The organism is Streptomyces sp. NPDC003011 (assembly GCF_053591515.1).
The window spans coordinates 1-11,875 of record NZ_JBSFTY010000151.1; the positions used below are offsets into that span (position 1 = coordinate 1).

The 11,875-nt window shown below is 67.3% G+C and carries 6 protein-coding genes and 2 pseudogenes; all 8 read left to right on the plus strand.

Annotated elements, in window-relative coordinates; translation table 11 throughout:
- The coding region (locus ACWD0J_RS40110; RefSeq protein ID WP_451500800.1) for a transposase at positions 1–596 on the plus strand (596 nt) is incomplete at its 5' end.
- A complete protein-coding gene (locus ACWD0J_RS40115; protein ID WP_451500803.1) occupies positions 502–1,281 on the plus strand; it encodes a hypothetical protein in 780 nt (259 codons plus the stop codon). The genes ACWD0J_RS40110 and ACWD0J_RS40115, both read left to right, overlap by 95 nt.
- A gap of 49 nt (positions 1,282–1,330) precedes the next feature.
- Positions 1,331–2,042 (plus strand): annotated as a pseudogene (locus ACWD0J_RS40120) (winged helix-turn-helix domain-containing protein); the annotation flags it as partial.
- Between the two features lie 202 nt (positions 2,043–2,244).
- Positions 2,245–3,206 (plus strand): annotated as a pseudogene (locus ACWD0J_RS40125) (IS110 family transposase); the annotation flags it as partial.
- 223 nt (positions 3,207–3,429) lie between these two features.
- Positions 3,430–3,588: a hypothetical protein gene (locus tag ACWD0J_RS40130; protein ID WP_451500804.1), complete on the plus strand. Its 159-nt coding sequence runs from the start codon at positions 3,430–3,432 to the stop codon at positions 3,586–3,588.
- 131 nt (positions 3,589–3,719) lie between these two features.
- Positions 3,720–3,953 carry a hypothetical protein gene (locus tag ACWD0J_RS40135; RefSeq protein WP_451500805.1) on the plus strand — a complete coding sequence of 78 codons (234 nt, stop codon included), beginning with the start codon at positions 3,720–3,722 and terminating at the stop codon, positions 3,951–3,953.
- A 1,026-nt stretch (positions 3,954–4,979) separates the two neighbouring features.
- The gene (locus tag ACWD0J_RS40140; RefSeq protein ID WP_451500801.1) at positions 4,980–11,156 is read left to right on the plus strand and encodes a DNRLRE domain-containing protein; all 6,177 of its coding nucleotides are present in this window, start codon (positions 4,980–4,982) and stop codon (positions 11,154–11,156) included.
- A gap of 78 nt (positions 11,157–11,234) precedes the next feature.
- Positions 11,235–11,795, plus strand: a complete 561-nt coding sequence (locus ACWD0J_RS40145; protein ID WP_451500802.1) for a hypothetical protein — start codon at positions 11,235–11,237, stop codon at positions 11,793–11,795.
- The last annotated feature ends 80 nt before the right edge of the window (positions 11,796–11,875 follow it).

Consider the following 11,875-nt stretch of genomic DNA (forward strand, 5'->3'; position numbering starts at 1 on the left):
CGGTCGCCTTCGACGGGTGCCTGTCGGTCAAGACACCGGATGCCGAGCGCAACCGGGGCTGGCTGGGAAGGATCAAGTACCGGTCCGGGTGGGCCGGTTACCCCGCCATGATGCTTATGGCCCTGGTGGAGACCGGCACCCGCGGCCTGCTCGGCGCGGTCTTCGGACCCAACGACAGAGGCGAAACCGCTTACGCCTGCCGGCTGCTGGACCGGCTCACCGCCGACATGCTGGTCCTGGCCGACCGGGCCTTCGACGGCAACGACTTCCTGGCCGCCCTCTCCCGCACCGGCGCACAGTTCCTGATCAGGACCAAATCCAGCCGCCGCCCACCGGTCCTCACCCCGCTGCCGGACGGATCCTTCCTCACGCGGATCGCGGGCCTGAAACTCCGCGTCATCGACGCCGACATCACCGTCACCACCACCGACGGCCGCCACGTCCAGGGGCGCTACCGGCGCTCACCACATGCTCGACCATCGCGTCGACCCCGCGGAGCAGTTGGTACGGCTCTATCACGAACGCTGGGAAATCGAGTGCGCGTTCTACTCCCTGCGTCACACGCTCCTCACCGGCAGGGTCCTGCGCTCGGGTGACCCGGTCGGAGTCGAACAGGAAATGTGGGCGCTGCTGACCACCTACCAGGTCCTGCGGATCGCCATGGTGGCCGCCATCGAGTCAGCGCCGGGTCTCGATCCGGACCGGGCAAGCTTTACCACCGCCCTGGAAACCGCCCGGGACCTCCTGACCGCCGGCCGCGGCGTCGTCCCGGCCGCGGGGGACTCCGATCTGGTCGGCGACATCGGCCGAGCGGTCCTGTCCGACCTGCTCCCGCCCCGCCGTCTGCGCACCAGCATCCACAAGGTCAAGTGCCCGATCTCCCGCTACCCCGCCCGCCCCGCTGACAACAGGCCACTGACCAGCCAGAGCATCACCGGCATCGCCATCACGCTCTACACGGCCCACGACACCCCACCGCCGCCACAGGTCCGCCATCGCCGTTCATGGAGCCCGGCCGCCCACACACCGACACCCGCCCCTTCCCGGACGCCGCCGACCGCGGGCCGCCAGCACCGCGTGCTCACCATCCTCGCCGCCGAGCCCGGCCGGGCCTGGCACGGCCGCGAACTCGCACGCATGCTGGGCATCACCAACCTGAACAGCTTCTGCGTTCAACTGTCCCAATGGTCAAGCGAGGGCATTATCCGCAAGACGGGGCGCGCTCTCTACACCCTCGCAGGCCATGCCTCTATGCCCTTGACCAGCGCGGACACCGCTTAACTACGCGGCATTGCCTCATGATCCCTGCGGTATGCCGACCGCATGAGGTATGCGCAAGGGGGGCGGACTGACCGGGGAACGGCGGTCCTTCCGCGAGAAGTTGAGGATGGAAGCGGCCGAGCGGTTCAGGCAGGGCGACGAGAACCCGGTCATCGCTCACGACCTGCGGGTCAGCGTCCGGTCGGTTCAGCGGTGGCGCAGAGCCTGGTCGCAAAACGGGTTGCGGGCCCTGGCCTCCAAGAGCCCGGCATCGCTGCCGCTGCTCAGTGACGAACTGTTCGCCGTGCTCGAGCGGGAGCCGGCCAAGGGGCCGGTGGCACACGGCTGGCCGGACCAGACCTGGACCCTGTCGCGGATCAAGACGCTGATCGGGCGCCGCTTCCACCACAGCTACACCGTGCAAGGGGTGGCCGCCCTGCTCAAGCGGCACGGCTGGAGCTGCCAGGTCCCCGCCCGGCGGGCGATCGAGCGGGACGAGACCGCGGTGGCCGGCTGGGTGAAGGAGACCTGGCCGAGCGTGGAAGGACCGTGGCGGCGCTCGACGCCTGGCTCGTCTTCGAGGACGAGGCCGGATTCCCGATGACGCCGCCGACCGCCCGCACCTGGTCCCGCCGTGGCCACACCCCGGTGATCCGCGTGCGGGGCCGCTCCCGCCGCCGCTTATCGGTGGCCGCACTGGCCTGCTACAAGGCTGGCGAACCTCGCGGCTGATCTACCGGCCCTGCCCGGACGCCCGGCCCGACGGGCGCAAGAGCTTCTCCGTAAGTTGTTGGGCGGCCCGGGAGGGCCGGGTGTGGCTCAAGAGCTTCTGCCTTCAGTGGCTTGCCAGGAGTGGCCGCCCGGCTCTTCGGGGCGCCCTGGCTGCTGATTGAGATGTGCGTGCTGTCTGCGGTCGCTGATTACGGAGATGACAGCGGGGCGTTCCTCGGGCCGACGGCATGTGTTGGAACTGAGGAGGGGCGAGTGAGCGAGCGACAAAACCGGGTCTGGGCCGGCATCGACGCGGGCAAGCTCCACCACTGGGCGGCCGTGGTCGACGAGACCGGCGCGACCCTGTGGTCGAAGAAGATCGAAAACGATGAGTCGGCGATCCTGACCGCGCTCGGCGAGATCCTCGAGCTGGCTGACGAGGTTCAGTGGGCGGTGGACATCTCCGGCACGTCGTCCGCGCTGATGCTGGCTCTGCTCGCAGCTCACGGTCAGCAGGCCGTCTATGTGCCCGGCCGCACGGTCAACCGCATGTCGGGGGCCTACCGGGGCGAGGCGAAGACCGACGCCCGTGATGCCTACGTCATCGCCGAAACCGCACGTCACCGCAGGGACTTCACCGCTATCGACGTGCCGGCGCAGCTGGCTGCCGATCTGGTGCTGCTGACCGCCCACCGGTCCGATCTTGTCGCCGACGGGTGCGGATGATCAACCGACTGCGCGACGTGCTGACTGGTGTCTTCCCTGCACTGGAGCGGGCCTTCGACTTCTCGGCCCACAAGGGTGCCCTGGTGTTGCTGACCGGCTGTCAGCCCCCGGCAGCGATCCGCCGACGCGGCCGAGCCAGGCTCACGGCGTGGTTGACCAACCGCAGCGTGCGCAGCGCCGACACCGTCGCCGCTGCCGCGCTGGAAGCTGCCCAGGCCCAGCACACCGCGTTGCCCGGCGAGGACGTCGCCGCCCAGATCGTGGCTGACCTGGCGGCACAGATCCTGGCGCTGGACGACCGACTCAGGGGGATTGACAGGCAGATCCACGAGACGTTCCGCTGTCATCCGCAGGCCGAGATCATCGAGTCCCTGCCCGGCATTGGCCCGATACTCGGCGCCGAGTTCGTCGTCGCCGTGGGCGACCTGACCGCCTACACGGACGCCGGCCATCTCGCCTCGGCGGCCGGGCTGGTGCCCGTCCCGCGTGACTCCGGACGCCGCACCGGCCAGGGCGGCGGCAGTCTCGCGGACGACACCGGCGGCAGGGTCGTCGAGGAGCGCCCACAACTGCTTCGCATGCACGCAGTCCAGTGTCCGCAGCCCTGCCACCGCTCACCTCGCACCCCGGCCGTCAGGTGCACAAGCAGCGGCCACAGCAGTCCAGCGTCCGGGCGGTTCCCACACTCGGCCAGCCCGATGACCGCACCGGGCGGCAACTCGGGGTCGTGCGGTGCCGTCCACCACTCCCGGTACCAGGCCGCCGGGTCATCTCCCTGCCGCGCTGCTCGGCTCCGTCATCCTGGGCGCCTGCTACTTCGTGCTCTTCCTGCTCGGCAAGGGCTTCGGGTCCGGCGACGTGAAACTCGCCTCGTCCTCGGGGCTGTCCTAGCTGGTACGGCTGGGCCGCCACCGTCCTCATTGGGACCGGGGCTCCACGTGTGCCACTCACTGAGTACTGGGCCGGCGGGCTCACCATCAGATTCCCTCCCACCGGGGACCGGGCCCGGCTACCGTGGGGGCATGGCCAGGGAACTTCGTATCGAGATCGATGACGAGCAGTACGCGCAGCTGGAGCGCGAGGCGCATGAGCGGCACGAGGATCCGACGGTGTACGCCGGACGCGTCCTGGCCCAGGAGCTCAACAAGGCGCGCTTCCTCGAGGGCAGCGCCCTCTTCCTGAGCACCCCCGGGGTGCGCGAGGAGTTCGCCAGCCGGTTCGGTCCGGAATCCGGCACCGCCGCGTCCGCAGCGTAGGGCGGACAGCAACGAAAGTGGACACACCGTAGATCTTCCATGGCTGATGGAGATCGCCCGCACGCAGCTGGGTGACCCGGATGTGACGGACTGGGGATTGGCCGGTGCTTCTTCTTGATGTTCGGCGCGTTCTCGAACCGGCGTTGGTCCGCCTTGCTGGGATAAATCAGCAGGAGTCCGGCCAGCAGCAGGAACGCCCCCGCGCACGCGGCCCGGGTCGGGGTCGAAGACTGCGGCTGGGACGCCGTCTTCGTCGACGAGGGGACGCCCCCGGCGTACCGGGGATCGTCGGTGCTGTAGCCGACAGTCGCGGTGACGCCGTGCTCCTCGGCGAGCTTGGCCAGGGCCTCGTCGACACCGCGGCGGAAGACGCGAGCCACTTGCCAGAGCCGGCCGGGCGGCCGGGCACGGGCGGTTTGCTCTGCGGCGGTGGCCTCGGCCAGGGCTCTGATCCGGGCGACCGCGTTCCTGGCGCGAATCTGATCCCGCTTCTTCTCCTTCTCTCGCCGCAGCGCCCCCATCCGGGCCTCATCGATGCGCCGCCGCTGCTCTTGCCCTACTCATCTGGCGACGTGAAGAGGCCTGGCTGCGCGGCTCCGGTGCTTCCAACAGCGTCTCTCCATCCAACGGGGAGACACCATGACTTTTGTGACACTGGTCTCAGGTTGGACCCACTTGACATGCTTCGGTCGATCGTGTGAACGGCGACTGCTGGGAGCGGCGTAAATCGGGATGATCTACATCATGAAGGTTCTCCTAGGACTCTGTGGCATCCGACTGAAGCTTGAGGAGAGCCCGCACGACTCGAAAGCCGAGTACTCGCTGCCCTTCTCCCGCGCTCCGGCGACCAGCACACGCACGACCTGCGCCTATCCTCACATTTCATTTACATCGTGTGCCTGCCGTGATGGATGCGGCAGGCACACCTTCGTGAGGAGCACGTTGGTGAGACCGATACCGCGGCTTGAGCACACGCCGCGCGTGTGGAGGGCAACTCCGCGTCCGCGGGCGCGAATAGCTCTCTGGATGGCTACAGCCCTTGCGGCCGAGGCAGCATTCGTGTCCCTGGGATCGGGTGCGGCGTTCGCAGCCGGATCGGCGGCGGAAGCAACGCTCGCCGCCTCATCGAATTCCGATTCGGCCGCTTCGTCGGCAGATTCGGTCGCTGCGGCTCTGCTGATGGCCCGGCTGCAGGACCGCAGGATCGAGGTGGCATCACAGCGATCGGCCACCTCGACGACGTACGCCCTGCCCAGCGGTGAGTTGCAGACGTCCACCTACGCTGAACCGATCCGCATCAAGGTCGACGGCAAGTGGCGTGACATCGACACCTCGTTGTCGGACACAGGCACCAAACTGGAGCCGAAGACCGCAGCAGCGAAGATCAAGCTGTCGGACGGCGGGGATACGGCGCTGGCGTCGGTGTCCCGGGGTGACACGTCCTTCGCGTTGGGCTGGGAGGACACCTTGCCCAAGCCCGAGATCAAGGACGACACAGCCTTCTACGGTCTCGCCGATGGCCAGAAGTTGACGGTTACCGCCCTGTCCCAGGGCTTCAGCCAGAACGTCCTGCTGGACAAGGCCCCGGACGCGCCGCTGGAGTACCGGATCCCCGTCAAGCTGGACGGACTGAAGCTGTCGGAGGGCGACTCCGGGCACCTGCTGCTCAAGGACAGCGACGGCAAGCTGGTGGCCGAGGCCCCGGCACCGATGATGTGGGACTCCTCCAAGAACGACGCCTCGGGCGAGTCCGAGCGCCCGGCCCGGATTCCCACGAAGGTCGAGACCGCCGCCGACGGCTCACAGACCCTGCTCCTCACGCCGGAGGCCGACTACTTCGAGCAGGACCTCACCTACCCGGTCACCGTCGACCCGACCACAACGCTGGCGGTGACCACGGACACCTGGGTCGCCACCAACTACACCGACTCGCAGGTCTCATCGAGCGAGCTGAAGTCCGGTACCTACGACGCGGGCACCACGAAGGCCCGGTCGTACCTGCAGTTCGACGTGTCGGCGTTCAAGGGCAAGCACATCACCGACACCAACCTGTCGCTGTACTCGTACTACTCCTCGACCTGCTCCACCGCCGGTGCGGGCACCCAGGTGCGGCGGATCACGTCGTCCTGGTCGTCGTCGGACATCACATGGTCCGCCCAGCCGTCCACCACCACCACGGGCGCGGTGACCAACAAGGCGGCGCTTGGCTACGACAGTTCCTGCCCGGCCGGGACGATGAACTTCGACATCGACACCATCGTGCAGGCGTGGGCCGACGGCTCGGCCAATTACGGCCTTAGGGTCGCTGCGGTGTCCGAGACCGACTCACTGACCTGGCGGCGCTTCCGCTCGGCCAACTACGTCTCCGGCGACCACTCGGCCGAGCCGCATCTGACCGTGACGTACAACTCCTACCCGTCGGTGCCGAGCTCGCTCACCATCTCGCCTTCGCAGGTCAACGCCTACAACGGCAAACGGTACGTCACGTCGCTCACCCCGGCGCTGTCGGCGAAGGTGACCGACCACGACGGCTCCGCCACGACGGCGCAGTTCGAGATCACGGCGGATCCGGTCTACACGGACACTACCTACTCGTACACCGGTACGTCCTCGTCGGTGGCCTCCGGTTCCACGGCCAAACTCACGATTCCTGCGGCGAACGCGTTTCCCGCAGGTGCGCACCTGCGGTACCGGGTGCGTGCCTATGACGGCACCGACTACGGTGTCTGGACCGGCTACACCACGTTCGTGCTGAACACCGGCAAGCCGAACGCACCGTCCATCTCATGCGGCACCTACGAGGAGAACGGCTGGACGGCCAAGGCCGACGGCGCGGTGTCCTGCACACTCGACACCAGTTCATCCGACGGTGCCGGCTACTACTGGGGGCTGGACGACCCGGCGGCGCCGAACAGGAAGCTCGACACCACCGACGGGTCCGGCGGAGACGCCGCGACCGTCTCCATCACTCCGTCCGACGGCTGGCACACCCTGTACGCCAAAACCGTTGACTCCGGCGGCAACGTCTCCTCGGGCTCGACGGCCTACAGCTTCGGCGTCGGCGCGGACGGCGCGGCGATCCTCTCCCCGCAGGACGGCGAGACTACGGCGCGGCGGCTGACGCTGGCCGCCAGGGGTAAGTCCACCTACACCGGTGTGACCTGGCAGTACCGCCGCGGCGAGACCGATGTCTGGCACACTGTGCCTGTCGGTGACGTCACCGCTTCGGGCAGCGCGGTCTCCTCCTGGCCGGTGAACGTCACCGATGGCAATGCCACGAAGCTGGTGTGGAACACTGTCGCATCGCTTTCCGAGGACGGCCTGATCGACCTGCGAGCGGTGTTCACCGACGGCACCACGAGCGGCCACTCGCAGACCACCGAGGTCACTCTCGACCGCGACGCCGGCACCGCGCCCCAGGCCCAGGTCGGTCCCGGTGAGGTCAATCAGCTCACCGGCGATTACACGATGACGGCCACGGATACGTCGGCTTTCGACGCCGGTGTGACCCGTACCTACTCGTCGCGGGCCAACAACACCGACACCGAGGGCCAGGCACGGATCTTCGGCCCGCAATGGTCCGCCTCTGTGAGCGCGAGCGGAACGGACAGCGGCTACACGCAGATCCGGAAGACCTCCGACACGTCCGTCGAACTGCTCAGCGCGGAGGGCGGCTCGGTCGCCTTCACGGCGACCAGTGACGGAGGGTGGCAGCCCGAGCCCGGTGCCGAGTCGCTGTCGCTGTCGCTGTCGCTGTCAGAAGAAACGTTTACCCTCAAGGACAATGACGCCAACGTGACCGTATTCGCCAAGGCAGGCGACGGCACAACCACCTGGACCCTGGCGTCCAGTGCCACCTCGGTCAGCGACTCGACCGTCACAGTGGCATCGGAGACGATCACGGTGGACGGCAAGAAGCTCGCCCGCCCCAAGTACGTCATCTCTCCCAGCAGCGCAGTCACGGCGGCCATCTGCCAGGGAACCCCGTCGGCCAAGGGCTGCCGCGTCCTGGAGTTCGTCTACGCCGGCTCTACCACCGCCGCGTCAGGCACCCTCGGCGACTACGTGAACCAGGTCAAGTCGCTCAGGCTGTGGGCCACCGACGCCGGCGCCGGCAATGCCACGGCCGAAACCGTCGCCACATACGCCTACGACACCTCCGGCAGGCTGCGCCAGGTCTGGGATCCGCGGATCTCCCCCGCACTGAAAATCGCCTACACCTACGACAGCGACGGCCGCGTGGCCACCCTCACCGAGCCGGGCGAGCTGCCCTGGACCTTCTCGTACGGAAAGGCTGGATCGACGCTCACCGCCGGCGCCGGGATGCTGCTCAACGTCTCCCGTCCGGCGCTGGCCGAAGGGTCCGCGCAGCAGACCTCCGGCACCGCCGTGAGCACGGTGGTGTACGACGTGCCCCTGTCGGGCAGCAAGGCGCCTCGCCAGATGGACACCTCAACCGTGTCCGCGTGGGCTCAAGACGACACTCCTACCGATGCCACCGCAGTGTTCCCGGCCGACGCGGTGCCGTCCTCCAACACCGGCAACGATCTGTCCCCCACGTCGTACGCCAGGGCGACCATCAGCTACATCAACGCCAACGGAGAGGAAGTCAACACCGCGACTCCGGGCGGTGCCCTCAGCGTCGCCGAGTACGACGCGCACGGAAACATCGTGACCGAACTCGGAGCGGTCGAGCGCGCGCTCGCCCTGGGTCAGGGCGAGGACGCCGCGGATCGGCTGACATCCTTGGGCCTGGCCGACATGACCACGGCCGAGCGTGCCGAGCAACTGTCGACCCGTTCGGTGTACGCCACCGACGGCTGGCGGCTCCTGGACGAGTACGGCCCGCTCCACCAGGTCACCCTCACCGAGGCCCTGACCGGCGGCACGGGCGAGGCCACGCTTCCCGCAGGAACAGTCGTCAACACACGGACCCACGTGTCCTATACCTATGACGAGAACCGACCCGCCGACGCCTCGGTCTCAGACCTGGTGACCACCACGGCGACCGGCGCTGCGGTCACGGGCTACCCGGCGGACGGCGACATCCGGCGCACGTCCTCGACCTACGACTGGTCCACGGGCCAGCAGACCAGTCAGACCCAGGATCCGGGCGGCAAGGCGATCACCACACGTACCACCTACGACGACGCGAACCGTACGGCGACCACTCGACAGCCCGCTTCCAACGGCTCCGACGCCGGCACGCTGGCCTACACCTACTACACCGCAAATGGCCTCGGGGCTTGCGGAAACCGTCCCGAATGGGCGGGTCTGCTCTGCCGGACGGCACCGGCCGCCACCATCACCGGCGGCGGAACCAACCCGGCGGCGCTGGTGACCACCGTCTACGCCTACGACCGGTGGGGCCAGGCCGAGAGCAAGACGGAGACCGCAGGCGCAACCACCCGCACTACGACCACGACCACGGATCCGGCAGGCCGTACCAAGAAGACCGAAGTCACCGGCGGGATCGGAACCACTACGCCCGCCACGACCTACACCTACGACGAGAGCACCGGCAGAACCCTCACTCAGTCGTCCGGCGGCAAGACCATCACCTACGGACACGACAGCCTAGGGCGGACGATCTCGTACAACGACGGGGCGGGCAACATCACCGCCACGGCCTACGACGTCCTCGACCGGCCCGTGAAGGTCACCGACTCGGCACCGTCGACCGCGACGTACACCTACGACACCGCCGGCAACCCGAAGTCACTCACGGACTCTGTGGCTGGAACATTCAACGCGGACTACGACGCCGACGGCAACCTCACGCGGCAGACACTGCCCGGTGGCTACACCCTGACCGTCACCACAGACTCCGAGGGGCACCGCACCGGCAGGACCTACACCGCTTCCGATGGCACCACGGTCCTCGCGGACACCGCCGCCTACACAGCCCATGGCCGGCAGGCCGGTCATACGCAAAGTGACGGCATCGCGATCGAGACGGACTACGGATACGACGGTGCCGGGCTCCTCACCAAGGCATCCGGCACCACAGCGACCGGATGCACCACCCGTGCCTACGAGTTCGACGCGAACAGCAACCGAACGTCGCTGGCGACCCGTTCGGACGACTGCGACAGCAGCACCGACGATGCCACTACCGAGACGGTCAGTCACAGCTACGACAGTGCAGACCGGCTCACCACCAACACATACGATGCCTTCGGCCGCACCACCGTCAACGGCAGCACGGAACTGTCCTACTACACGAACGACCTCGCCGCCTCGCAGACCCGTGGCTCCAGCCGGAGCACCTGGGAACTCGACGCGGCAGGTCGCCTCGCCGTCCAGGCCACAGAATCGCGAACGCAGACAGGCTGGCAGCGCGACGCCACGGTGACCAACCACTACGGCTGCACCTGCGACAGCCCCACCTGGTCCACCAACGGCAACGCCGTGACTCGGTACGTCACCGACCTCGACGGCGGCATGGCGGCACAGACGTCGGCCAGCGGCGGCACGGTGCTTCAGCTCTCCAACCTCCACGGTGACATCGCTGTGCAGTTGCCACTGGATACCGGCAGCACCATCACGGTGCAGCACTTCGACGAGTACGGCCGCAACGCGACCACGTCGTCCGGCTCCGCGTACGGGTGGCTGGGCAGCTACCAACGCTCGGCCGCAACGGTCACCGGGGACATTGTGATGGGCGTCCGGCTCTACGACCGGGCACTCGGCCGGTTCCTCACCGTCGACCCCGTGTACGGGGGCAGCTGCAACGCCTACGAATACGTGTGCGGCAACCCGGTGAGTGGCCTCGACCTCGGCGGCACCAGCCTCAAGTACCGTGACCAGCACCAGTGCACGAAGTACACCTGCATCGGAATTCGCCGCAGCTGCGACAGCAAGAACCGCTGCGCCGTTTCGCACTATCTGACCTTCCGGAAGAAGTGGCGCAGCGCGTACATTCACGCCGGAGCGAAGTGGACACTCTACGTCGACGGCTTCTACGTCAAGAAAGAGACGTACAGTCACGGCGAAAGCGGCACCTACAAGTTCCATGGATACTGGTTCAGCAACAACAAGGAAAAAGGGCGCGGCTGGTTCAAGTGCAGTTTCTGGAACTGCCGCCTCGACCCAGGTGACACGGTACTCGTCACCTGGGAAGGGATAGCGAGCCTGGGCGGCCAGAGATACGGCTGGAGCGCAGGCCAGACATTCTCCGGCGGCGGTCGCTACCACCGCTAGCACCTACCATTTTTTCAGCCGGGGGTCGTCCGTTCACACTGTGGCGGTCGACCCCCGGCCCAGGGAGTCCAGTTAATTATGTCCGACTATGAATTCGATCCCTTGGACCAGGCCTTCCTGGCATGGGCGCGAAGAGTGTGCGAGCAGCTATGGCTCGGGCTCGGCGAGGTACAAAGATCGAACGATTTCCTTAACTTCCTTTGGCGAATCTTTGTGAACAACGGTGAAGTTCCCCCTGAGCTCCTGGCTCCCATGGTGCAGGAGCGAAGGATCAGCATGGCGAAGTACTGCATGCGCTACTTCATTGGTCAAGCGAGACGGGACACCGGTATCGCCATCGAGGAGGCATTGTCGTCCTCCCCTCCGGACGATCTGGAGCCGACCGGATTGACCCAGGTCGGCAACACCACGATCCAGGCGATCCGCAAACCGGACGTCGTCTGCGAAACAGCTGAGGCAGTACAGGATTACCTCATGTCGCGCTACTGGACGATCTGGCCTGTTTGCCCCGCCCATAACCTTGGATATCACCCGATACTCACCGCCAGCACACCGGAATGGGAATGCTCGGCCGGAGGACACCGGACAGCGATGCTCGACGGCACTTGCGCAGAGCAGGGCCACGCCTACCGACCTTGAATGCGTGATGTCGTCATGGTGGAGCGGGTCGAAGTCCCGTGCCGGTGAGGCAGCCGTCGAGTGCGTCGCTGCGGTACTGG

Coding starts and splice junctions, on each gene's coding strand:
- ACWD0J_RS40135 (WP_451500805.1), top strand. CDS start 3,720: ATGGCCAGGGAACTTCGTATCGAGATCGATGACGAGCAGTACGCGCAG.
- ACWD0J_RS40140 (WP_451500801.1), top strand. CDS start 4,980: ATGGCTACAGCCCTTGCGGCCGAGGCAGCATTCGTGTCCCTGGGATCG.
- ACWD0J_RS40145 (WP_451500802.1), top strand. CDS start 11,235: ATGTCCGACTATGAATTCGATCCCTTGGACCAGGCCTTCCTGGCATGG.